Annotated in this window: 20 protein-coding genes and 1 riboswitch; of the genes, 10 read left to right on the top strand and 10 right to left on the bottom strand. The window is 31.7% G+C overall.

Annotated elements, in window-relative coordinates; all coding sequences use genetic code 11:
- Nucleotides 1–2: 2 nt before the first annotated feature.
- Nucleotides 3–260 (bottom strand): hypothetical protein, encoded by a 258-nt coding sequence (locus tag GYM73_RS03320; protein ID WP_220234132.1) that lies wholly within the window; start codon nucleotides 258–260, stop codon nucleotides 3–5.
- Between the two features lie 213 nt (nucleotides 261–473).
- On the opposite strand from GYM73_RS03320, the gene GYM73_RS03325 reads away from it, so the two are divergent.
- From GYM73_RS03325 to GYM73_RS03340, 4 genes are all read left to right on the top strand, one after another.
- The gene (locus GYM73_RS03325; protein WP_220234133.1) at nucleotides 474–1,028 is read left to right on the top strand and encodes a TlpA disulfide reductase family protein; all 555 of its coding nucleotides are present in this window, start codon (nucleotides 474–476) and stop codon (nucleotides 1,026–1,028) included.
- A gap of 24 nt (nucleotides 1,029–1,052) precedes the next feature.
- Nucleotides 1,053–2,438 carry a phosphoglucosamine mutase gene (glmM, locus tag GYM73_RS03330; protein ID WP_220234134.1) on the top strand — a complete coding sequence of 462 codons (1,386 nt, stop codon included), beginning with the start codon at nucleotides 1,053–1,055 and terminating at the stop codon, nucleotides 2,436–2,438.
- Nucleotides 2,439–2,665: 227 nt separating this feature from the next.
- The gene (locus GYM73_RS03335) at nucleotides 2,666–3,793 is read left to right on the top strand and encodes a metallophosphoesterase (protein WP_220234135.1); all 1,128 of its coding nucleotides are present in this window, start codon (nucleotides 2,666–2,668) and stop codon (nucleotides 3,791–3,793) included.
- Nucleotides 3,794–3,935: 142 nt separating this feature from the next.
- Complete coding sequence (locus tag GYM73_RS03340) at nucleotides 3,936–4,631, top strand: formyltransferase family protein (RefSeq protein WP_220234136.1); 696 nt, start codon at nucleotides 3,936–3,938, stop codon at nucleotides 4,629–4,631.
- Between the two features lie 678 nt (nucleotides 4,632–5,309).
- Here the strand turns inward: GYM73_RS03340 and rpsJ are convergent.
- From rpsJ to rpsL, 4 genes are read right to left on the bottom strand one after another with little or no spacing between them, the layout of a single operon-like run.
- Nucleotides 5,310–5,615, bottom strand: a complete 306-nt coding sequence (gene rpsJ / locus GYM73_RS03345) for a 30S ribosomal protein S10 (RefSeq protein WP_055425679.1) — start codon at nucleotides 5,613–5,615, stop codon at nucleotides 5,310–5,312.
- 11 nt (nucleotides 5,616–5,626) lie between these two features.
- On the bottom strand, nucleotides 5,627–7,756 hold the full coding sequence (gene fusA, locus GYM73_RS03350) for an elongation factor G (RefSeq protein WP_105297011.1): 2,130 nt from the start codon (nucleotides 7,754–7,756) through the stop codon (nucleotides 5,627–5,629).
- A gap of 7 nt (nucleotides 7,757–7,763) precedes the next feature.
- Entirely contained in the window at nucleotides 7,764–8,240 is a 477-nt protein-coding gene (gene rpsG / locus GYM73_RS03355) for a 30S ribosomal protein S7 (RefSeq protein WP_055425681.1), read from the bottom strand.
- 25 nt (nucleotides 8,241–8,265) lie between these two features.
- Nucleotides 8,266–8,646 (bottom strand): 30S ribosomal protein S12, encoded by a 381-nt coding sequence (rpsL, locus tag GYM73_RS03360; protein WP_055425682.1) that lies wholly within the window; start codon nucleotides 8,644–8,646, stop codon nucleotides 8,266–8,268.
- A 237-nt stretch (nucleotides 8,647–8,883) separates the two neighbouring features.
- Here rpsL and GYM73_RS03365 point away from each other — a divergent pair, with 237 nt between their 5' ends.
- The 4 genes from GYM73_RS03365 (at nucleotide 8,884) to bshA (ending at nucleotide 12,614) form a co-directional block, all read left to right on the top strand.
- Nucleotides 8,884–9,798 (top strand): EamA family transporter, encoded by a 915-nt coding sequence (locus GYM73_RS03365; RefSeq protein WP_220234137.1) that lies wholly within the window; start codon nucleotides 8,884–8,886, stop codon nucleotides 9,796–9,798.
- A 153-nt stretch (nucleotides 9,799–9,951) separates the two neighbouring features.
- Nucleotides 9,952–10,602: a protein-L-isoaspartate(D-aspartate) O-methyltransferase gene (locus GYM73_RS03370; RefSeq protein WP_105297009.1), complete on the top strand. Its 651-nt coding sequence runs from the start codon at nucleotides 9,952–9,954 to the stop codon at nucleotides 10,600–10,602.
- 256 nt (nucleotides 10,603–10,858) lie between these two features.
- Nucleotides 10,859–11,488 (top strand): alpha/beta hydrolase, encoded by a 630-nt coding sequence (locus GYM73_RS03375; RefSeq protein WP_220234138.1) that lies wholly within the window; start codon nucleotides 10,859–10,861, stop codon nucleotides 11,486–11,488.
- Between the two features lies 1 nt (nucleotide 11,489).
- On the top strand, nucleotides 11,490–12,614 hold the full coding sequence (gene bshA, locus GYM73_RS03380) for an N-acetyl-alpha-D-glucosaminyl L-malate synthase BshA (protein ID WP_220234139.1): 1,125 nt from the start codon (nucleotides 11,490–11,492) through the stop codon (nucleotides 12,612–12,614).
- 30 nt (nucleotides 12,615–12,644) lie between these two features.
- On the opposite strand, the gene GYM73_RS03385 is transcribed toward bshA, so the two are convergent.
- The 3 genes from GYM73_RS03385 to GYM73_RS03395 form a co-directional block, all read right to left on the bottom strand.
- Nucleotides 12,645–13,826: a homoserine dehydrogenase gene (locus GYM73_RS03385; protein WP_220234140.1), complete on the bottom strand. Its 1,182-nt coding sequence runs from the start codon at nucleotides 13,824–13,826 to the stop codon at nucleotides 12,645–12,647.
- Nucleotides 13,827–13,854: 28 nt separating this feature from the next.
- A complete protein-coding gene (locus tag GYM73_RS03390; protein WP_220234142.1) occupies nucleotides 13,855–14,991 on the bottom strand; it encodes a PLP-dependent aspartate aminotransferase family protein in 1,137 nt (378 codons plus the stop codon).
- A 159-nt stretch (nucleotides 14,992–15,150) separates the two neighbouring features.
- Nucleotides 15,151–15,248: riboswitch (SAM riboswitch) on the bottom strand.
- Nucleotides 15,249–15,551: 303 nt separating this feature from the next.
- Nucleotides 15,552–15,860 (bottom strand): MerR family transcriptional regulator, encoded by a 309-nt coding sequence (locus GYM73_RS03395; protein WP_160556370.1) that lies wholly within the window; start codon nucleotides 15,858–15,860, stop codon nucleotides 15,552–15,554.
- Nucleotides 15,861–15,981: 121 nt separating this feature from the next.
- Here GYM73_RS03395 and GYM73_RS03400 point away from each other — a divergent pair, with 121 nt between their 5' ends.
- On the top strand, nucleotides 15,982–16,749 hold the full coding sequence (locus tag GYM73_RS03400) for an SDR family NAD(P)-dependent oxidoreductase (RefSeq protein WP_220234143.1): 768 nt from the start codon (nucleotides 15,982–15,984) through the stop codon (nucleotides 16,747–16,749).
- A gap of 67 nt (nucleotides 16,750–16,816) precedes the next feature.
- Here GYM73_RS03400 and leuS read toward each other — a convergent pair whose 3' ends face one another.
- A complete protein-coding gene (gene leuS, locus GYM73_RS03405) occupies nucleotides 16,817–19,672 on the bottom strand; it encodes a leucine--tRNA ligase (RefSeq protein ID WP_220234354.1) in 2,856 nt (951 codons plus the stop codon).
- Nucleotides 19,673–19,813: 141 nt separating this feature from the next.
- Nucleotides 19,814–20,449 (bottom strand): DUF6348 family protein, encoded by a 636-nt coding sequence (locus GYM73_RS03410; protein ID WP_160542317.1) that lies wholly within the window; start codon nucleotides 20,447–20,449, stop codon nucleotides 19,814–19,816.
- Nucleotides 20,450–20,764: 315 nt separating this feature from the next.
- Here GYM73_RS03410 and GYM73_RS03415 point away from each other — a divergent pair, with 315 nt between their 5' ends.
- Nucleotides 20,765–23,839, top strand: coding sequence for a T9SS type A sorting domain-containing protein (locus GYM73_RS03415; RefSeq protein WP_220234144.1), 3,075 nt, complete (start codon nucleotides 20,765–20,767; stop codon nucleotides 23,837–23,839).
- The last annotated feature ends 22 nt before the right edge of the window (nucleotides 23,840–23,861 follow it).

Consider the following 23,861-nt stretch of genomic DNA (forward strand, 5'->3'; position numbering starts at 1 on the left):
AGTTACTTTTTTATAACTGTTTTCGTAGGATGCAATGAATCTTGGGTAAGATTTTTTTTCGTTAAGGAATCTTTTGTAGATTCACTTTTTAAAGAATCAATAACAATAGAAGAGTTTTTTAAGGTATCATTTGATTGAGAATGTGAATTTACATTTTGTTCAATATCGGCAGGAATAATATTTTTATTACCGCTTGAATATTTATCACATGAAATCAATCCATAAGTAAGGATTGCTATAACATAAAAATTTTTTTTCATAAACATTTAATTTTATCAAATATAAAAAAAATAGCAATTACGGTCTATTTTATTTATAAAAATAAAGAGTAGTATTCTGCGATATAATTTATAAACAATACGTGTAAAAACACTTTAAAAAAATATGTTTTTTTTTACATAAACTATATGATTGATTTTATAAAATAAAAATTTGAACTTTTAAATGATTACTTTTGTAAATAAATTAGTTAAATGAAAAAAATATATGTAGTACTATTCAGCCTTGCTTTACTAGTTTCCTGTAAAGAAAAAAATACTGGTAAAGAGCAGAGTTCAAAACAAACTCATGAAACTACTGTAGATCATTCCGAAATTGAAGTAAGTAATCAAGAAACTAAAATAATCAAGTCTGATTTTTCAAAAATTCAAAGTTTATTAAATACAAAGAGTGATACTATATATATTACCAATTACTGGGCAACTTGGTGTCCTCCTTGTGTTAAAGAAATACCTGATTTTGTGGCTCTTCAAGAGAAATACACCCATGAAAAAGTAAAATTTATCTTTGTAAGCATCGATCAAATAGATACCCAAAGTACATTACAATCATTTGTGCAAAAAAATAAAATGAAAAACGTATACAATATATCCTCTAAAGAAATGAGAGACCATATTGGTACGATTAGTCCTGATTTAGAAGGGGGTATACCGGTAACAGTTATACAAAAAGGAAATAAAAAAGAAGGATTTTTAGGAAATCTTACCAAAGAATTCATTTTAAGTAAAATTGAAGAATATTCAAAATAATTATAAGAATAAAAGAAAATATCTATGCCGTTAATTAAAAGTATATCAGGAATTCGAGGGACAATAGGGGGTAAAATAGGAGAAAATCTTACACCGATTGATACCGTAAAATTTGCTTCGGCTTATGGAACTTGGTTAAAAAGAAAATTAAATAAAGAAAAAATTAAAGTAGTACTTGGGAGAGATGCACGGATTTCCGGTCAAATGATCTCCGGGTTAGTTTCATCCACTTTACAGGGAGTAGGAATAGATGTTGTTGATTTAGGACTTTCGACAACTCCAACGGTGGAAATTATGGTTCCATATTTACAAGCAGACGGAGGAATTATTTTAACGGCAAGTCATAATCCTAAACAATGGAATGCGTTAAAACTACTGAATGCTAAAGGTGAATTTATATCCGATAAAGATGGGAAAGAATTATTAAACATAGCTGATACGGAAGATTTTGATTTTGTTGAAGTAGATTATTTAGGATCGTATCTAAAAGAAGAAAAAGCAATAGAGCATCATATAAACAAAATATTGGAACTGCCTTTAGTGAACGTTGATTTAATAAAAAAAGCAGGATTTAAAGTGGTGGTTGATGCCGTAAATTCTACAGGAGGTATATCGGTTCTTCCCTTATTAGAAAAATTAGGAGTTGAAGTAATCGAAATGTATTGTACACCCAACGGACATTTTCCACATAATCCCGAACCGTTGGAAGTCAATTTAGGCGAAATAATGAAAAGAGTTCCTAAAGAACAAGCGGATTTAGGAATAGTTGTGGATCCGGATGTAGATCGCTTAGCATTTATATGCGAAGATGGAACCATGTTTGGAGAAGAATATACATTAGTTGCTGTTGCAGATTATGTTTTAAGTAAAACTCCTTCAGCTACGGTTTCTAATTTATCATCTTCACGGGCATTACGAGATATTTCAGAAAAATACAATCAAGAATATCATGCTTCGGCAGTTGGAGAAGTTAATGTAGTAACAAAGATGAAGGATATCAACGCGCGTATCGGAGGCGAAGGTAATGGAGGTATTATATATCCGGAATTACACTATGGTCGTGATTCATTAGTTGGAATTGCCCTTTTTCTATCCTATCTTGCTGAAAGAAAGATTACAATAAAACAACTTAGAAATACGTATCCTTCCTATTTTATGGGAAAGAAAAAAATTGATTTAAGTCCGGAAATTAATACAGTTGTTATTTTACAAAAATTAACCGAAAAATATAAAAATGAAGATATAAAAACTTATGATGGGTTGAAAATCGATTTTTCCGATAATTGGGTACACTTAAGAAAATCAAATACAGAACCTATCATCCGTATATATACTGAAGCTCCTACGCAACAAGAAGCCGATCAATTGGCAGATAGGTTTATAGAAGAAATAAAGCAGGTATCTGACTAAGATAATGATTATCCAGGTGATTAAAAAATTAAAGTAGAAATCAATTTTAAAATAAAATATACTAAACAAACCGTTTAATTTATTCTGATTTATATAATTTTTTTAATCAATTAAAATCATTTAATCTACTTTAGTTAAGTAAAGTAAAATATTTTTGATCCTTAAAAATTAAATTTGATTGAAATGGAAGTTAGCTATCTTTATAAAAATTAGAAAAAAAAGATTCTATGAAAAAAATTTTTTTATTTTCGTTTACCATATTTTTATACTTTTTAGCTAACTTTTATATTTTTTATCATATATATTCATTATTATCTGAACAATCAATTATACTAAAAAGCATTTTTTTCTTACTGGTATTTTTTCTTCCCTCTTCTTTTATATTATTTTTACTTTTCTCAAAAAAATTATCTTTAACATCCGCAACGATTTTATATAAAATTTCTACTAGTTGGCCGGTTGTTCTTTTATACTCCTTTTTACTTTTTCTTGTTTATGATGGATTGCTTTTATTAAATAAGTTTGGTGAATTTATACCTGAAAATTTCTTTAATAACAATTATGGTATTATCTTAATTTTATGCTTAGTGGTTTGTATAGGTTTCTATGGATATAGAAATTATTTTAATAAAAGGAGAATATATTTAAAATTATCAACTAATAAAAAGTTAATTAAACCTTTAAAAATTGTAATGATCAGCGACCTTCATTTGGGTTATGCCATTCATGGAAATGAACTGAAAAGCTGGATTAATAAAATTAATAAGGAACAACCTGACTTAGTTTTTATAGTAGGAGATATCATTGACACTAATGTTAAGCCTTTACAGCATTTTTTATTGGAAAAGCATTTTAAAAAATTAAAATCCCGTTTAGGTATTTACAGTTGTTTAGGAAATCATGAATATATAAGTGGAATTACTGAAAGTATAGATTTTATTAAAAATGCCGGTATTCATTTACTTAGAGATTCTTCAATTTTAATTGAAAATAGTTTTTATATTGTGGGAAGAGATGATCGTACCAATAGCTCTAGAAAGCCTCTTAATGAATTAATTAAAGATTTTGATTCCTCTAAACCTATAATCGTTCTAGATCATCAGCCCTATCATCTGGAAGAATCCGAGCTTAATCAAATAGACATACAATTTTCAGGACATACCCATCAAGGTCAAGTTTGGCCGATTTCTTTAATTACTAAATCCATATTCGAGAAATCTCACGGTTATCTAAAAAAGGGAAATACTCATATCTATGTAAGTTCAGGAATCGGAATTTGGGGAGGAAGATTCAGAATAGGAACCAATTCTGAATATGTGGTAGTAGATTTTTTACAAGATTCAACCCAAAATTAATTTTAAATTTAAGTGTTATTTTTAAAGTTTTAAACAATAGAACGTCCTTTTCCCGTTCATTATATTATTATTTATATAATGCTTTAAAATAACACACTTTAGTAAATCTCACTAGAAATAGTTAATTTTTAAAATATTTATTATGAATAAAAAAATAGCTGTTATTTGTTATGACCATCCCACAAGGAAAATACAAGAAGTATTGTTGCGATTAAAAGGGAAAGGATATTATAAAGTTGATGTATATGCAATACCATTTGTTCCCAGAAAACCTATACAAGCACTTATTACACATCGTCCCACCGAATTACTTCTTACCCTGGAAAATGAACAGTTAGCTAAAAATTTAGACTATACTTATATAAAAAAAGAAATAGGAGAGTTGGATAACTGTTTTACAGAAAATTCGTATCACTCTATCTTAATAGCGGGAGCGGGTTTATTGCCCGAACAATTAGTTTCCAACCATAAAATTATAAATTCTCATCCGGGATACCTTCCCTTTGTTCGGGGTTTAGATGCTCTGAAATGGGCGGTATATGAAGATTTACCCATAGGCGCAACGGTTCATTATGTAAACAAAGAAGCAGATGCGGGGCTTTTAATTATTCAAGAAAAAATAGAAATAGTTACAGAAGATACGTTTCATACCCTATGCTTTAAACTTTGGAATTTAGAAATGCAGCTGTTGGTTGATTCTATTGAAAAGGTCGATACCATTAAAGATTTTATTTCCTTACCAACGGATGTGGCAGAGCCTCATCGAAGAATGCCCAGAATTAAAGAAGAAAAATTATATTTAAAATTTGAAGAATATAAAGATAAAAATATAAAATAAGCAGGCTTAAAAAAGCCTGCATCACTAAATAGAATTTAACATGTTATTGAATTTAAATTAAATGAGTTTACAAATTTAATTGGTGAATTTATACATATACTTATAATTAGTCTTTAAATTTTCTGATTCTATTCTTTTTTATCTTATAATTCATTCATAATTAAAATTCTAAACCATTCAAAATATTCAATAATATTTTAATTAATTTTTATAGCAACAATCGCAGTAAATTACAGATTGAGGTCTTGAAAAATATATATTTGGATTTCTAAAGAATATAAATCTGAATTCTTTTAAAAAATATCTTAGAAAGTTAGATAGATATACTAAGATAGTTAATTTTACTATTGAAAATGGAATTATAAATGTGCTGAAAGTTACAATTGGCAATAAGTTAGAATGACTAATACTACTTTTTTCAGTTGAGAACAATATACTTTTAAAAAAATAAGCCAAATTATTTTTCATAATAGATTTATTTATGCTTTTATTAAACACTAATTTCGTGCCAAAATTTATATAATAATAAAGTAAATACTTAAAATATATTCCGAATACTGTATAAATAAATATTATATTTAAGTGGTAATGTGCGTTTTTGTTATACTATATAAAATAAAAAAACCTTCTGAATTATAATTCAGAAGGTTTTTTATATCTAAAGTTTCGTTTAAAAACTTATACTTTAATCTCTACTTCAACACCGCTAGGAAGCTCTAATTTCATTAATGCATCAACAGTTTTAGAAGAAGAACTGTAGATATCCATTAATCTTTTATGAGAGTTTAATTGGAATTGTTCACGAGATTTTTTGTTAACGTGTGGAGAACGCAATACGGTAAAAATTCTTTTATGAGTAGGTAATGGAATAGGACCATTAACTACAGCACCGGTTGCTTTCACGGTTTTTACGATTTTTTCAGCTGATTTATCAACTAAATTATAATCGTAAGATTTAAGTTTTATTCTTATTTTTTGACTCATTGTTTTAAAAATTAAACGTTTGTACCCTTAGCTTTAGCAATTACTTCATCAGCTATATTCTGAGGAGCTGCTTCATAGTGGTCAAATTCCATAGTTGAAGTAGCACGTCCTGAAGATAAAGTTCTTAAGGAAGTTACGTATCCGAACATTTCAGATAATGGAACAAATGCTTTAATAACTTTGGCATTATTTCTATCATCCATTCCGCTTACTGTTGCTCTACGACGGTTTAAGTCTCCTACAATGTCCCCCATATATTCTTCCGGAGTTAAAACTTCCAATTTCATAATAGGTTCCATAATAACCGGTTTTGCTTTCTTAGCTGCTTCTTTGAATCCAAGTTTAGCTGCTAATTCGAAAGATAACTGGTCAGAGTCAACCGCATGGTAAGATCCGTCTTTCAATGTGATCTTCATACCGTCAATCTCATATCCTGCTAAAGGACCATTTTTCATAGCTTCTTTGAAACCTTTTTCAACAGATGGGATAAATTCTCTAGGAATGTTACCACCTTTGATTTCGTTTACGAATTCTAATCCGGTTTTTCCTTCATCAGCAGGTCCGATTTGGAATACAATATCAGCAAACTTACCACGACCACCGGTTTGTTTTTTGTAAACTTCTCTGTGATCAGCAGATCCCATTAAAGCTTCTTTATACTCAACCTGAGGTTGTCCTTGGTTTACTTCAACTTTAAATTCTCTTCTTAAACGGTCTACAATGATGTCAAGGTGAAGCTCACCCATTCCTGAAATTACAGTTTGTCCTGAAGCTTCATCTGTTTTTACTTGGAAAGTTGGATCTTCTTCCGCTAATTTTGATAAAGCCATACCCAATTTATCAACATCCGCTTTAGTTTTAGGTTCTACAGCGATACCGATAACCGGATCAGGGAATACCATGCTTTCCAAAATAATCGGAGATTTTTCATCACAAAGTGTATCTCCTGTTTTAATATCTTTAAATCCAACTGCTGCACCAATATCTCCGGCTTCGATATATTCGATAGGATTTTGTTTATTGGCATGCATTTGATAGATTCTGGAAATTCTTTCTTTATCTCCGGATCGAGTGTTTAATACATAAGATCCGGCATCTAAATGACCGGAATAAGCTCTAAAGAAAGCCAAACGACCAACATAAGGATCGGTAGCAATTTTAAACGCTAAAGCTGCAAACGGTTCTTTTGCATCCGGTTTTCTTGCAATCGGTTCATCAGTTTTAGGATCTGTACCTTCAATAGCTTCTTTATCCAGTGGAGAAGGAAGATAACGGCAAACAGCATCTAACATAAACTGAACTCCCTTATTTTTGAAAGATGATCCGCAAACCATAGGTATAATGCTGATATCTATAGTTGCTTTACGAAGCGCTTCGTGGATTTCTTCTTCCGAAATTGAATCCGGATCTTCAAAGAATTTTTCCATTAAAGTTTCATCGTACTCAGCAACTGCTTCGATAAGGTTTTGGCGATATTCCATTACCTCCTCTTTCATATCTTCCGGGATATCTACAATATCAAAAGTAGAACCGAAGTTATCATTATGCCATACAATAGCACGGTTTTTAACTAAGTCAACTACCCCTTTGAAATCTTCTTCAGATCCGATAGGTAATACGATAGGAACCGCATTAGATCCTAACATTTCTTTAACCTGACGACACACATTTAGGAAGTCAGAACCTTGTCTGTCCATTTTGTTTACAAATCCCATTCTTGGAACTTTGTAATTATCCGCAAGTCTCCAGTTAGTTTCAGATTGAGGCTCAACACCGTCAACCGCACTAAATAAGAAAACTAATCCGTCTAATACCCTTAATGAACGGTTCACCTCAACAGTAAAGTCAACGTGTCCCGGAGTGTCGATAATATTAAAGTGGTAAGACTGTGTATCCGGTAGTTTTTTACCGTCATCAGTTAATGGGAAATTCCAATTACATGTAGTAGCTGCAGAAGTAATAGTGATTCCTCTTTCAGCTTCTTGAACCATCCAGTCCATCGTTGAAGCTCCGTCATGAACTTCTCCGATTTTATGGTTTACTCCGGTATAAAATAAAATTCTTTCCGTTGTAGTTGTCTTTCCTGCATCAATGTGAGCAGCAATACCTATATTACGTGTATATTTTAAATCTCTAGACATATTTTCTTTAGAATTTGAAATGTGAGAATGCTTTATTAGCTTCAGCCATACGATGCGTATCGGTTTTCTTTTTAACTGCAGCACCTTCCTCTTTAGCAGCGGCAATAATTTCAGCAGCTAACTTTTGAGACATGGACTTTTCATTTCTATCTCTTGAATATTTTATTAACCATTTCATCGCCATAGAAATTTTTCTATCCGGACGAATAGGCATTGGAATCTGGAAGTTAGCTCCCCCAACTCTTCTGCTACGTACTTCAACGTGAGGCATTACGTTTTCTAAAGCATCTTTCCAAATTTCCAGAGATGTTTTTTCCTGATTTTCTTTTTTAGTTTCTACGATTTCCAACGCATCGTAAAAAATTTTAAAAGCTATGCTTTTTTTACCGTCTTTCATTAAGTTATTAACGAAACGAGTTACTAACTGATCGTTAAACTTAGGATCCGGTAAAAGCGGACGTTTTTTTGCTTTCGTTTTTCTCATTTTACCTGAATAATTTCGTTATTACTTATTTTTTCTCTTTAGGTCGTTTAGCTCCGTATTTACTTCTTCTTTGTAAACGTCCTTGAACACCAGCTGTGTCTAAAGCACCTCTGACAATGTGATAACGAACACCAGGTAAATCTTTTACCCTTCCGCCTCTCACCAATACTATCGAGTGCTCTTGCAGATTATGTCCTTCTCCCGGGATGTACGCATTGACCTCTTTACCGTTAGTTAAACGAACTCTGGCTACTTTTCTAAGTGCTGAATTCGGTTTCTTAGGTGTAGTGGTATATACACGAGTACATACTCCACGTCTTTGTGGACAAGAATCTAAAGCAGCCGATTTACTCTTCTTGGTAAGTGTGGCTCTTCCTTTTCTTACTAATTGTTGAATAGTTGGCATTTATGCTCTTTTAATTTTTAAGTTTGCAAATGTAGTGCTTTTTATTTATAAATGCAAAAAATAATACGCCCATAATCCACTGATTCATATGATTATTTATTTAAAATTTTATCTTTCTAAATGATAATAGTTTAATCTAAATTTAAAAAAAATCAAGAATTGAATGAATTTTTCGTCAAGTATCTGAATTTAAGTTTTTAACTTTGAACCTGCTTAAAATTATATAAATACAAATAAATGAACGTGAACTACTTAAAATCGCTATTTTTTGTGGCGTTTGCAGCAGCTTCTTATGGAGTATTGGCAACTTTTGTTCGTCTGTCTTATAACGACGGTTATACTACTGCGGAGGTTACCTTTTCTCAAGCGGTCCTCGGCTTGCTAGGTCTTATCATACTTCATGGTTTTAGTAAAAATAAACAGGTAAGTAAAGAAAAAAAATACACTTTAAAAGATAAAGTATATTTAGTTTTGTGTGGAACATCTTTTGGTCTTACCAGCACCTTTTATTATTTAGCTGTTCATTACGGAATCCCTGTATCCATATGCATAGTTTTACTTATGCAAGCGGTATGGATGGGTGCATTAGTGGATTTTATTGTAAATCGTAAGAAACCTACACTTGTTGAAATTGTAGCCATTTTAACCATTCTTTTGGGTACTTTATTAGCAACCAATCTTATTAATGAATCTCACGTTCATTTGAATGCAACAGGTGTAATTTTTGGAATTTTAGCAGCACTATCCTATACTTTTTCTATGTTTACGTCCAATAAAGTAGCCTTATCTATGCCCTCTACTTTGCGGTCTGTTTATCTGCTAGTAGGAGCCACCCTTATGGTTTCATTGATTTGGGCTCATGCGCTGATAACTGAACCGTTCCATTTTTCAATATTCTATAAATGGGGTATTATATTAGCTGTTTTCGGAACTATTCTTCCTCCATTTTTATTTACCAAAGGTATGCCGGTGGTGGGAATCGGAATAGGAAGTATAATCGCTTCCTTGGAACTTCCGGTTTCTGTTATGATGGCGAAATTTATGCTTAGCGAAAAAGTAACTTCCCTGCAATGGGTGGGCATTGTACTTATCCTTATCGCTATTGTTTTACTTAATTTAACTTTTATCCTTCCCAAAAGATTAAAAAAATAAAAAATTCAAAAAAATAAAAATAAGATAAAAATAAGGAACTTTTTAACTTACAATAATTTTCATGTAAAAAATATTTTTTATCGCTTGCTTTTCGCCTTTATGCGTCCCGGTAAATATTGTTTCTCATTGATATTTTAAATAACTTGCAAGACAATGAAACAGGATACATTAAAACATAAAGGAAAGAGAAATAAACTAATTAATTTACTTAAGCAAAAAGGAATAAATGATGAAATTGTATTAAACGCCCTAAATAAAATTCCTCGTCATCTTTTTATAGATTCAATATTTGAAGATCTGGCTTATGAAGACCGAGCTTTTCCAATATTATCCAATCAAACGATTTCCCATCCATTTACAGTAGCTTTTCAAACTCAATTATTACACGTTCAGAAAGGAGAAAAAGTTTTAGAAATTGGAACGGGTTCCGGATACCAAACTTCTGTTTTAGTAGCTTTAGGAGCACAAGTCTTTACCATTGAAAGACAAAAAGAATTATTTGAATTCTCCAAAAGAATCCTTAAAAAAATTAATTTCACTCCTAAACATCAAATTTTTGGCGATGGATATTTAGGTCTTCCTTCTTTTGCTCCTTTTGATAAAATTATAGTGACAGCGGGGGTTCCCACCATGCCTAAAAAGTTATTGGAGCAATTAGCAGTTGGAGGGGTCATGGTTATTCCTATAGGTGAAAAAGAGCAAAAAATGTATACCGTTCTAAAATTAGATGAAAATACATTTGAGACTATGGAGTTTGGAGATTATCAATTTGTTCCTATGTTAGAAAATAGAGTGATTGAATAAAAAATCGATTGGTTTCAATTGATAATTTTAAACCGTATCTATTTTACTATAAAGCATTATGTTTTAATAATTTGAAAAAGTATAATATAATCTAATCTAATTTTCTTATTAACAATTGATCTAAAAAAAATCATTTTCAAGATACTCACCAAGAAGCATAAATTTCATAAGAAACGTATAGATAACGTTAGATCGCTTGATTCTCTAAAATGTATTATACAAAAAAGAGTATCTTTGTTTTACTAAATTTCTAAATATGGTCCATTATTTATTAAGAGAACCTAAGTCAGCTACCGAGACGCCTTCATTAATACTTTTACTGCATGGGTATGGAAGTAATGAGCAAGATTTGTTCAGTTTTGCAGAAGAATTACCCGATGATGCCTACGTAATTAGTTTACGAGCCATACGAGAAATTAGCATGGGTGGATATGCCTGGTACGATTTAGATTTTAATTCAGGAGCCAAAATGATTAATTCCGACCAGGCCATTGAATCGAAAAAAATTATTATGAAATTTTTGGATCAAATCCAAACTAAATATCCTTTCGATACTAATTCCATAACCTTGTTAGGTTTTAGTCAAGGAGCAATCCTTTCCTTTTCATTAGCATTACACCATCCTAAAAGGTTTAAAAAAATAGCCTGTTTAAGTGGATATCCGGATCCGGAATTATTGAAAGACGTAAACATGGGAGATGATTTTTCACAATTGGAATTTTTCTTTTCACATGGAAAAGAAGATCCTATTATTCCCATTCAATGGTCTCGTCAATTCAAATCAATATGTGAAGAATTAGATTTAGATTATGAATATCATGAATACAATGAAGGTCATGGCATAAATTCTGAAAACTATTATGATCTTTTAAATTTTTTGCAATAAGATGAAAATTGGAATTGTTTGTTATCCTACGTTCGGTGGGAGCGGGATAGTTGCCACCCAATTAGGAATGGAGATGGCCGCATTAGGTAATGAAGCTCATTTTATAAGCTATAGCATTCCGGCAAAGCTGGATGTCACTTTGCCTAATGTATATTTTCATCAAGTTTGCGTTAAACAATATCCTTTATTTGAATATCAACCCTTTTCCTTAGCATTGTCTACAATCATTGTAAATGTTGCAGAAACTTACGGATTAGATTTGCTGCATGTGCATTATGCAATACCTCATGCCTATGCAGCCTATTTTGCCAAGCAAATTTTAAAAGAGAAGGGTGTTGACTTACCGGTAATCACTACCTTACACGGTACAGATATTACTTTGGTAGGAAGTCATCCCATTTATAAATCCGGTGTCGAATTTTCGATCAATAAATCCGATTATATAACCTCAGTTTCCCAAAGTTTAAAACAAGATACTTTTGAGGCATTTACTATAAAAAAAGACATTGAAGTAATTCCGAATTTTATTGATAATTCTGTTAAAATATCAAGCCCGTGTATCCGAAAGAATTTTGCTTCTGAAGATGAAAAATTACTTATCCATGTATCTAACTTGAGAAAAATTAAACGCATTGATGATGTAATGTCGATTTTCAATCTGGTACAAAAAGAAGTTAAATCGAAACTTTTGATTGTTGGAGAAGGACCGGAGACAGAAACTATTGAGCATTTAACTAAAGTATATCATTTGGAGGATAAAATCAAAACGTTGGGAAAAATGGTTGATGTATCTTCAATTTTAAGTATTGCAGATCTATTTTTATTACCTTCTGAACAAGAAAGTTTCGGATTGGCAGCCTTAGAAGCAATGGCCTGTGGCATACCTGTTATTTCAAGTAATGCCGGGGGAATTACGGAAGTTAATAAAGACGGTTTTTCAGGATTTGTATCACCTGTTGGTGACGTTCCTTCCATGGCAAAGAATGCCATTAGGCTGCTGAAAGATGAAAAAATGCTTTCACTTTTCAAAAAACAAGCGAAAGATCAAGCTTTACTTTTTGATAATTCTAAGATAATTCCTATATATAAAGAATTGTATGACCGAGCATTGGGCAATCATAACTAAATAGTTGAATTTACATACTTATCAACCCAATCAGCTGAAAAAAATAACATTTATATTCGGGTCTTTAATCCATGAAGAATGCGCTAATTTATGTAAACAGATGAAGCCTATAAAATAATTACCTGAAAGGCTGCTGTATTGTTCTTCGATGGACTCAAAATCATCAAAACCGGAAAATTGATCGTGATATCTCACATAAACCTTATAAATTTTAGTATCTACTAATTGTAATTGTTTATTTAGATGAATATATTTCTTGTTTTCATATCTGTAATCATACGTTAAAGCTGAAATATCAGAAAGCACGGCAGATCCGGTGGGTTTATCTCCCGCACCTTTACCGATCATCAGTTGCTTTTCAGAAAAAGCACTTTCTAAAACCACTCCATTGTATTCATAATTTACATGAGCTAATGTATTTTCTTTTTCTATAAAAGTAGGAGCACAAAAGCCCGTAATTTCATTATTATTTTTATTGCATCTTGCTATTAACTTGATTGTTAAATTTCTTTGACGAGCAAATTCCAAGTCAAAATCACTAATTCTTGATATTCCAAAATTAAATATAGATTCCGGTTTAGTAATAAGTCCAAAAGCATGAAAAAGAATAATACACAATTTATATTTAGGATCAATTCCTTCCACATCTAAGGTAGGATCTGATTCTGCGAATCCTTTATCTTGTGCTTCTTTTAAAACGACAGGATAAGAAAGTTTTTCATGGATCATTTTGGTTAAAATGAAATTGGTAGAACCATTAAAAATTCCCGATACCGATGTTAATAAATCATTATCATAATATTCTTCTAAATTTCTGATGATGGGAATACTGGCGCAAACAGAGGCTTCATAGAGTAGGGGAACTTGGTATTCTTTTTCCAACTTTAGAAGTTCAGGTAAATGTTCGGCAATCATTTTTTTATTTGCCGAAACTACAGCTTTTCCGTTTTTCATGGCCTCTGAAACAATATCAAAAGCAGCATCAGCGTCATCTATTAATTCGACAATAACTTCAATTTCAGGATCCGATAATAACTCGTATTTATCAGTAGTAAAATACTTTTTATCGATTGATCTCGGTTTATCGGGATGTTTAATACATATTTTTTTAATATTTGCATCTACACTTTCGGCTTCTTCTAACACTTTATACAATCCAGTTCCCACACATCCAAATCCAAAAATTCCTAATTTAAGTTTATTTCTTATCATTCAATTATTCAATTTATAAAATTAACCGTTAATCTAAAGCTTGTTTGATATCATTAATCAGGTCATCAACATTTTCAATTCCAACCGATAAACGAATTAAAGAATCTTGAATTCCTGTTTCTTTACGAACTTCAAGAGGGGTTGATTTATGGGTCATGGTGGCAGGATGGCTACCCAAACTCCTAACATCGCCTAAATTTTCAGCTAAAAGGAAAATTTTGGTACGGGTTAAAAAATCTTTTGCCGCTTCTAAAGTATCGTCTTTTAAACTAAAAGATACCATTCCGCCAAACCCTTTTTGTTGTTTGGCCGCAATATGATGGTTGGGATGATTTTTTAATCCTGGATAATATACTTTATCTACTTTGGGATGTGTAGTTAAAAATTCAGCAATTTTTTGAGCATTTTGTGAATGTTTTTCCATACGCAGAGATAGAGTTTGAATTCCGCGTAAGGTTAACCAACTATCAAAAGGAGAGAGTACCCCACCTGAGGTATTTTGTAAATATTTTAATTCTTCGGCTATTTTAGGTTCTTTCACAACTATAAATCCGGATAAAACATCTCCATGTCCTGAAAGATATTTAGTTCCACTGTGTACAACAATATCTGCTCCTAAACGTATCGGTTGTTGTAAAGCAGGAGATAAAAATGTATTATCTACAATTAATAATGCTCCCACTTGTTTGGAAATTTTAGCGATTTCTTCAATGTCGGATATTTTTAAAGTTGGATTTGTAGGGGTTTCCAGCCAAATGAAGCGAGTTTTATTTGAAACTGCTTGTAAGACATTTTGAATATCAGTCGTATCAATAAATTTAGAGGTTACACCAAATTTATTATAAACTGTAGTAACTATTCGATAAGTACCTCCATAAACATCATTTACAGCGATAATTTCATCCCCTTGTTTTAATAACTTTAAAACACAATCCGTTGCAGCCAATCCCGATGAAAAAGCAAATCCGGCAATACCGCCCTCTAATTCAGCAATGGCTTGTTCTACAACTTTACGAGTAGGATTAGCCGTTCTTGTATAAGCAAATCCTTTATTCACATCCGGTTCTTCCTGAACATAAGAAGAGGTTTGGTAAATAGGAGTAGAAATAGCTCCGGTAAGTACATCAGGAGTAGAAATATGTACTAATTTTGTTTCTAATTTCATGACTAGGTTGTTTTTTCTAATTAATAAATGCCTTAAAATTCATTAATCATCATAAAACAACTTATACAAGATTCCCATTTAAATGCTAAATTATGAATTAGCTTCTTTATGTAGGTCGAAAGAAGCTCGTATTATTTGTATTTGTATGTAAGCTGTTTCGACTTATCTTTCCTTTACGGTTGGATGCAGCACCTACTCATATAAGAGGGTTGCTAAGGTATCATAGGGCCAATTCCCTCCACCTTTCTTGATAAGTAATTTTATTAATGATCGTTAAATATATTACAAAGATACGTTTTATTTTTTAATTTCCAATAAAAAACGATATTATTATAATATTTATAAAGGTAATGTATCTTTATTAATCATTATAATATAAGATATAAAGCATGCTAAATATAAATGAATTTACCGACAGAAGCATTTAAATAACCGTCGAAATTAATTCTAAGTTTAAAAAAATACAATTTTTTGCAATGGTAACTAATTTATATTAAGATCAATAATAATATTATATAATGTAAATGATCTTTTAATAACCCATTTATTTACTACTGATTTTATTTATTGGTAAGCTTTTTTAAAACGTTTTCAATCATTTGCATTCGGCTGTCTAATTTTTGTGAAGCAGCATCTAATGTAAACCCTTCTTCCAATAATTCTTTTATTAGAATCATTTTTTTAATATTTTCATAATTGTATCTTCTGTTTTTTCCTTCCTGTTCTGTAAGACTTTTGATAATTCCTTTATCTTCCCAATACCTAATTTGTCGGGTAGGAATTCCCGTTATTTGAGAAACTTCGCCAATGCCCACAATTAATTGCTCTAAAAATTTAAAATCGAAAGATAAATGATTGGTTTCATTCATTTTGTAAATTATTTACATTATTTGAAGTAAATATACAAAATAAAAGTTAAATTTGTAATTGTAAATAATTTGCATAAAATGTAAATATTTAACAATAAAATATAATTAAAATTTAAATACTATGTTCATAGACAAAAATGTTATTATAACCGGCGCTACAGAAGGAATAGGCTTGGGAATTGCTCGTGCTTTCGCCCAACAAAGAGCAAATCTTGTTCTAATTGCCAGAGATTCTCAAAAATTAAATAACATCAAAGAAGAATTTTCGTTGTATCATGTAACTGTTTCTCTGATTTCTGCGGATTTGACGGAAATTGAAAAATTATCTTCAGTTGGTAAACTAATTTTAGAAAAAGTAAAGACAGTTGATGTGTTAATTAATAATGCAGGAATCGGTCGTTTTAATCCTTTTGAAGAAACATCTGAAGATTTATTAGATAAACACATTAATCTCAATATGAAAGCGCCTTATATGCTGACTCAAAATTTGTATCAATCTTTGAAAAAATCCAAAGGAAATATAATTAATATTTCATCTTATTTTTCACACAGAATGTTACCGGGAAGAGAATCTACTGCTTACTCCATGACTAAGGGCGGTATAGATTCATTTACTAAATCATTGGCTTTTGAGGCAGGTAAAGATGGAATTCGGGTTAATGCTATTGCTCCGGGAAGTATTGATACGCCGCTTCTACGATATAATTTAGAACAGCTTAGCGAAGAAGGGAAAACAAATTTTCATACAATGATTAAATCTATATATCCGATGGGAAGTATTGGAACGGTAGAAGATATTGGGGCGGCTGCTGTTTTCCTGGCATCCGATCAAGCCCAATGGATTACCGGAACGATTCTACCGGTTGATGGTGGATTAACAACTAATTAGTTAATAAAAGGTAGCATAAAAAATATAAAAAAACCAATCCGTTTTGGGATTGGTTTTTCAAGTCTATTTATAGTACAATATTGACAATTCGTTTAGGCACTACAATAATCTTTTTAGGTTGTTTGCCGTCAAGATAATTCGGTGTTTTTTCATGAGACATTACTGCTTCTTCAATTTCTTTAGGAGTAGCGGAAATAGGCATTTCAATTTTAAAACGTACTTTTCCATTAAAACTAACCGGATATTCATGTATTTCGGAAACAAGATATTCAGCGTTAAATTCAGGGAATGCTTGAAATTCAATGCTGTTTTCATGTCCTAATTTTTCCCATAGCTCTTCTGAAATATGTGGAGCATAAGGAGAGATTAAAATGCACAAAGATTCTAAAATTTCTCTTTTATAACATTTTATTTTTACCAAATCATTGGTAGCAATCATAAAAGAACTTATGGATGTATTGAAAGAAAAGTTATCCAAATCCTCTTTAACTTTTTTTATTAATTGATGAATTATTTTTTGTTCTTCTTTAGTAGGTTTTTCATTTGATACAAAGAAAGTTTCTCCTTCACCGGAATGATACAGTTTCCAGAATTTTTTTAAGAATCCATGAACTCCGCTAAGTCCTTGAGTATTCCAAGGTTTAGCCTGTTCAATAGGTCCTAAAAACATCTCATACATACGTAAGCTGTCGGCCCCGTATTCATCACAAACATCATCCGGATTAATAACATTGTAGTAAGATTTTGACATCTTTTCTACTTCTCTCCCGCATATAAATTTACCTTCTTCAAGAATAAACTCTGCATTTTTGAATTCATCCCTCCAATTTCTTAATTTTTCTAAATCAACTTCATCCGTTGTTCCTTTAAGAAGTTTTACATCAATATGCAGAGGAGTGGTATCTTGTGCTTCATGTAATAAATTGTAAGAGATGAAGTTATTAGTTCCGTTAATTCGGTAGATATAAGCACTTTGACCTAAAATCATCCCTTGATTAATTAATTTTTGGAACGGTTCTTCTTGGGCACAGTATCCATAATCTTTTAAAAATTTATTCCAAAAACGTGAATACAATAAATGTCCCGTAGCATGTTCACTTCCTCCAATATATAAATCTACATTTTCCCAATAATTTATTTTTTTAGTATCCGCAAAGCAAGAATGGTTAGTTGGATCTGTGTATCTTAGAAAATACCAGGAACTTCCGGCCCAACCGGGCATTGTATTCAAATCTAAAGGAAAAATAGTGGTATGATTAATACGGTTGTTACTTACAACTTGTTCATTTTCAGTGTCCCAAGCCCATTGTGCAGCACGTCCCAACGGAGGGTCTCCGTCTTCAGTGGGCAAATATTTTTCAACCTCCGGAAGAAGTAAAGGTAGTGCAGATTCCGGTAAAGCATAGGGAATATCATTTTTATAATATATAGGAATAGGTTCCCCCCAATATCGTTGACGAGAAAAAACGGCATCTCGTAATCGGTAGTTGGTAGTTCCGTGCCCGATTTTCATTTTTTCAATTTCTGCAATAATTTTAGCTTGAGCATCTTTAACAGTCAATCCGTCTAAAATTTGGGAATTGATACAGATTCCTTCTTTAGAAGAAAAAGCCTCTTCTTGAACATCGGTTCCTCCTTTAATTACTTCAACAATCGGAAGTCCAAAATGTTTAGCAAATCGATGATCGCGCTCATCATGAGCAGGAACAGCCATTATGGCACCTGTTCCATATCCATATAATACGTAATCTGCAATATAAATAGGAATTTTTTTATGAGTAAAAGGATTTATAGCATAAGCTCCGGTAAATTGTCCTGAAACAATTTTAGCATCTGCGATTCGCTCCCTTTCCGATCGTTTGGTGCTTTGATCTTTATATTGGTTTACGGCTTCGTAATAAGTTCCGGTAGTAATTTGATCCACAAGAGGATGTTCAGGAGCCATAACCATATAAGTAGCACCAAATATTGTATCCGGACGAGTGGTGAAAATTGTAACGGTTGCCTCGGAATCAGCAACAGCAAAATTGATTTCTGCTCCTAAAGATTTTCCGATCCAATTACGTTGACTTTCTTTGATTGATTCGCTCCAATCGATGGTTTCCAATCCGGAAAGAAGTCTTTCAGCATAAGCGGTGATCCGCATGGACCATTGCATCATGCTTTTTTGATAAACAGGAAATCCTCCCCGTTCAGAAACTCCATTTACTACTTCATCATTTGCCAGAACCGTACCTAAGGCCGGACACCAGTTAACGGTTGTTTCTGCACGATAAGCCAATCGATAATTTAAAAGAATATGTTGTTTTTTTTCATCTGAAAAACGATTCCAATCTTCAGCCGAAAATATTTCAATTGGTGAGGTACAGGCATTTATTTTAGCATTACCTTCCTTTGAAAAAATATCTACTAATTCAGTAATAGGACGAGCCTCTTGCGAAGCAGTATTGTAATATGAGTTAAAAAGTTGGATGAATATCCATTGGGTCCATTTGTAATAGTCGGGATCAGATGTTCTCATTTCACGATTCCAGTCAAAAGAAAATCCCAATTTTTTCAACTGATTGTTATATCCTGCTATAACATTGTCTTTATTATCTATACCCCCGTTGATATTAACTTCTGTGGTTATCGCCGGATGTTGGCCTGTTTGAATAGCATATTGTTCGGCAGGAAGCCCGAAACTGTCATAACCAATGGGATGAAGTACATTAAAACCTTGGTGGCGTTTAAACCTTGCATAAATATCAGAGGCAATATAACCCAGTGGATGACCTACATGTAAACCTGCTCCCGAAGGATACGGAAACATATCCAACACATAAAACTTGGGTTTATCTGTATGGTTTGAAGCAGCAAATGTTTGTTGCTCTTTCCATTTTTTTTGCCATTTTTTTTCGATTTCCTGAAAATTATATTGCATGGGTAAAATTGAATTAATTTTTTGCAAAGGTAATGATTTATTCAATTTTTAAATTGTATTTCAGCTCAAAGCATACGTATTAATTACAATAGTAAAAAAAAAGATATATGATATGAAATATATATAATAATTCTTACAAACTTACTTACGCTTCAATATAATAAAATTTCTTAGACTGTAAAATTTATCGGAACTTTCCCATGCAACTGTTTTCAATTTATTTTCCATTTCCGGCCATACTTCATTATTTTTTAAAGTTTCAATCATAATCTCCCGGCTGTTAACATTAGCATAATAGATGCGAAGCCAATATAAATCTTCCTCTAGATTTTCCTCTTGAATTTGTTCCTCTATGATTTTAAATAAATTCTCGGGAATATTGAAATCGCCTTTGCACCCAAAATTACCGATATATACCTTCCATTTGTTGCCTTTAATCTCCCATTCTTCAATTCCGATTTGATCATCATTAGTAATTTGCCAAAAAGCAGATAAAAATACATGAAATGAATTAGTTACAAAATTTTGAAAAGCATTTTGTATGGCACTAATTTTATTTTTACCAATACCTAAGTAGCTTTCCGAGATAGTTTTTTTACTGGCTAAAAGTAAGGTTATATCTAAACGTATACTGGCTCCGTTTTCATATTCTTTAAAATCAAATGTTTCAGCACGCATGGCAGGAAGTTGTTCATCAACCAAAAGCCAGTCTTTATATTCAATGCTGGGTAGGTCATGAGCAAGAAGCATATTAGCGAGAATTTCTTGAGGTGACATAGATTATTTTTTTTCAAAATTACATAATATCTTTTTTAATACTACAACTAGTACAAGTACGTAACTCACGAATACCGCTTCATATATTTATCATAAATCGCATTGATTCTATAAAAATATTTTGATACAAAATTTTAATAGACAATTATAAGTAATTTATATTATGTTTATTATGTATATTAAATTTAAAATTATCAATTCTACAATATAATTAATTCAAAATATTAATTTTTTTAATTGTAAAACCTTTATGTGTATATTTAATAAAAATAAAATAATATATTTGTTGCTTTAATTCAAAATAATCATTTAACTATGAGAAAATTATACTTAATACTTCTTATAGGGGCTAATTCTATATTTACTTCTGCACAAACAAGTAGAATTGTAGGGCCGGGAGGTGTTCCCGGTGCTGTTTTATGGATGAAAACAGTCCCTGAAACAAAGAATCTTAACGGTAGATATCTTTGGAAAGATTTTTCTGGAGATTCTTTACGGCTGAATTACTATGATAGTAGTGGAGAGTATATAGTTGAATGGAATCCATTCGGGAGGTCCATTAATTTTAATCCTTCAATACTTTTAACCAATCCATATTCGAGTAAGGAAATTCAAATAAAAAGTGGGAATTTATCTACGGCTACTATTTTAGGTACTTATGCCGAGGCCAATTTATCAGGAAATAAATTTGAATATCCGGACTATATTTTCACACTTAACGGGGTGGAGGGAAAAGGATTTGTCTTAAATAAAGATAAAATCATTCATAGTGATGAAAGCAACAAAGGAGTTTTAGACTATGGTTCTGAAGAAGGCTATGATTTAATGTATCATCCAAGCGGAAATTCAAATTCAGGTCTAACGGCTTATCAAGAAAAGACCATGCGTTTGTTCACTTATTTTCGTGCAAATAAACGAGCAACTAACGTATGGGGTGAAAGAATGAGTTCTACCTTATCCATAGGAGAAAAATTTTATTCATTCAATAAATATAACAATTCGACTTATAATACAGATCTTTTTGATCCTAATTCGATATACAGAGCGTACATGCCGGAATTAATCATGTACGATCGTATATTAAATCCGCTTGAAAAAATTAAAGTAGAATCGTATTTAGCCTTAAAATACGGTTTTATGTTAGAAAATTCCTTGATAAATAGTTATGATAAATTACTATGGGACAAAGATGAGAATGTAAAGTATAATCATCGAGTTACAGGTATTTACAGAGATGATATAAGTGGATTATATCAACGAAGAAGTACCACATCCTATGAAGAAAGTCCTTATTTTACTTATTCAGCACAAGGAGACTCCTATGATGAAGCTAATAATTACAATTTACCCAATAAAAATAAATTATTGGTTATTGAAAAATTCCCGGCTAATTCCTTGTCTGATTCTGAATATATGATTTGGGGTGATAATAACAATGATATTAAAACATCTCAGATTGAAAGCATTGCCGGAATGAATATCATGAATCGTCGATGGTTAGTAAATACCGGTAATATCAGTAATACAGAAGAAAAAGACGTAATTTGGAAATTGCCTGAAAATTTAGAAGCAGTAAAAGAAAAATATAAGTTTTCTCAAGTAAAAATGGTTAATGATCGCAGCAAAGATTCTGAGACAGCGATCATGTATACTCAAGATCCCTTGAAAGGATATGAAGGTCATGCCTCTTTAACTTTAGGCAATCCTTTTGGAGGAGTTATGTTAAAGTTCGGTACAAAAGAGGTTACAAATCAACAAAAACCAAGTGCTGATTATGGAGTATTCATAGATCATCAAGGAAAAGTATTTACCATTATTAGAGGTATAGTAACACATTATATCAATCACAAAGTAAATGTTGGAGATCGGGTACAAATCGATAAAACTAAAGATGATTTTATCATACGATTTAACGGATATGCCCCTCCAATTCCAGGGTTAGACTCTCCCAATATACCTTTGGATAAGGAAGATATAGATCAACCATTCCATGTCAGTCTGGTCATGTATAAGTGGAATTTAGAATCGATTGTCAAAGATGTAAGGACCGGAGGATTTGTGAATAGCGGTAACAAAGTTGAATTAGGATATATTCAACATCGCGCGGAAGAATTCTCGGAATATAAAGACGGAAGAACATATCTTTTAATTGACCGATCAGGAAAAGGAGATTTTAAATTAGAAAATACCGATTTTTATTTATCGGATGAATACGATCCATACAGACAAAAAATAATATTTAATAATGTATTCTTTGATACGGATTACAACGGAAAAGATGTATTTACTTTCGGATACCGACCAACCAATATAATTGCAAAAATAAATAAAAGCAATCCAACCTGTGATGCTTCTTCTCATAGTAATAATGACGGATCCGTACAAGTGAAAATTCTTAGAGGAGATGAAGGATTTGAATATGAACTAGTCGATAAAAATGATATGGAAGTAAAAAAATCCGGAGTATTTTATGGTAAAGATTTAAATTTAAGCGGACTTTCAACCGGTGAATACACCTTGAGATTAAAAGAATTGGGTGGTTTCAATATTTTATCCGATTCTACCGGTGTGGAAGCAAAAGCACATAGTATACAAAGTATCGATTGGGATAGAGGAGGATTTTTTGAAACAACTATTAAAGGTACCAATCAAAATTTCCAGATGGGATTAACTCTTAATCCAAGATCGAATTCAGTAGCCGACATTGCAATCCATGCAGGATTTGAAATCAATCAAGGACGCATATATATAATAAAAGACTATGTAAAAAGTAACACGCCTTTAGCAAATGTTGTGCTTAAGGAAGGTGATCGAGTTCAAATATATAAAGACTTTAATGAAAGACAATCGCCGTATAAAGTATACTATAAAATAAACGGTGAAACCTTTTATACGGAATATATCACCCTTTACCATTTCTTTGCAATTAAATTAAACAATAATGTGGGAGGTGTTTATAATATAAGAAACACAGACGGATTTAATGAATCTCAACCTAATTATTGGAAGTATCAAGGAGCTCATTCTTATCCAAAATCCGAAAATCTATCTAAGAGTATATTGGAACAAACAATCATTTTGAAAGATGATTGTACAAAAGAGGAAGAAGCAGAAAATCAAGACATACCGGTTAAAACCAATAAAAATGTTCAATTTTATTATAAAGATTTTAAAAACAAATCAGAAATAACCGGTACTATTAAGTTAAAACAACCATCCGGAATAATGATTTCAGTATTCGACTTTTCAGGAAATATGGTTTTGAATAAACATATGAACAAAATCGATACTGAACATACCTTCGATCTTACCGGACTTTCCAAAGGTGTGTATATAGTGAAAATATTTTCCGAAGAAGGTGAATTTACCAAGAAGATTTCAATAAACTAAATTACTAAAATAAGTACATCAT

It is taken from the genome of Apibacter sp. ESL0432 (genome assembly GCF_019469225.1).
GTDB lineage: Bacteria > Bacteroidota > Bacteroidia > Flavobacteriales > Weeksellaceae > Apibacter.

Bases quoted from the DNA above. Each gene is read 5' to 3' on its own strand.
- GYM73_RS03320 (WP_220234132.1), bottom strand. From the start codon at position 260: ATGAAAAAAAATTTTTATGTTATAGCAATCCTTACTTATGGATTGATT.
- GYM73_RS03325 (WP_220234133.1), top strand. From the start codon at position 474: ATGAAAAAAATATATGTAGTACTATTCAGCCTTGCTTTACTAGTTTCC.
- glmM (WP_220234134.1), top strand. From the start codon at position 1,053: ATGCCGTTAATTAAAAGTATATCAGGAATTCGAGGGACAATAGGGGGT.
- GYM73_RS03335 (WP_220234135.1), top strand. From the start codon at position 2,666: ATGAAAAAAATTTTTTTATTTTCGTTTACCATATTTTTATACTTTTTA.
- GYM73_RS03340 (WP_220234136.1), top strand. From the start codon at position 3,936: ATGAATAAAAAAATAGCTGTTATTTGTTATGACCATCCCACAAGGAAA.
- rpsJ (WP_055425679.1), bottom strand. From the start codon at position 5,615: ATGAGTCAAAAAATAAGAATAAAACTTAAATCTTACGATTATAATTTA.
- fusA (WP_105297011.1), bottom strand. From the start codon at position 7,756: ATGTCTAGAGATTTAAAATATACACGTAATATAGGTATTGCTGCTCAC.
- rpsG (WP_055425681.1), bottom strand. From the start codon at position 8,240: ATGAGAAAAACGAAAGCAAAAAAACGTCCGCTTTTACCGGATCCTAAG.
- rpsL (WP_055425682.1), bottom strand. From the start codon at position 8,646: ATGCCAACTATTCAACAATTAGTAAGAAAAGGAAGAGCCACACTTACC.
- GYM73_RS03365 (WP_220234137.1), top strand. From the start codon at position 8,884: ATGAACGTGAACTACTTAAAATCGCTATTTTTTGTGGCGTTTGCAGCA.
- GYM73_RS03370 (WP_105297009.1), top strand. From the start codon at position 9,952: ATGAAACAGGATACATTAAAACATAAAGGAAAGAGAAATAAACTAATT.
- GYM73_RS03375 (WP_220234138.1), top strand. From the start codon at position 10,859: ATGGTCCATTATTTATTAAGAGAACCTAAGTCAGCTACCGAGACGCCT.
- bshA (WP_220234139.1), top strand. From the start codon at position 11,490: ATGAAAATTGGAATTGTTTGTTATCCTACGTTCGGTGGGAGCGGGATA.
- GYM73_RS03385 (WP_220234140.1), bottom strand. From the start codon at position 13,826: ATGATAAGAAATAAACTTAAATTAGGAATTTTTGGATTTGGATGTGTG.
- GYM73_RS03390 (WP_220234142.1), bottom strand. From the start codon at position 14,991: ATGAAATTAGAAACAAAATTAGTACATATTTCTACTCCTGATGTACTT.
- GYM73_RS03395 (WP_160556370.1), bottom strand. From the start codon at position 15,860: ATGAATGAAACCAATCATTTATCTTTCGATTTTAAATTTTTAGAGCAA.
- GYM73_RS03400 (WP_220234143.1), top strand. From the start codon at position 15,982: ATGTTCATAGACAAAAATGTTATTATAACCGGCGCTACAGAAGGAATA.
- leuS (WP_220234354.1), bottom strand. From the start codon at position 19,672: ATGCAATATAATTTTCAGGAAATCGAAAAAAAATGGCAAAAAAAATGG.
- GYM73_RS03410 (WP_160542317.1), bottom strand. From the start codon at position 20,449: ATGTCACCTCAAGAAATTCTCGCTAATATGCTTCTTGCTCATGACCTA.
- GYM73_RS03415 (WP_220234144.1), top strand. From the start codon at position 20,765: ATGAGAAAATTATACTTAATACTTCTTATAGGGGCTAATTCTATATTT.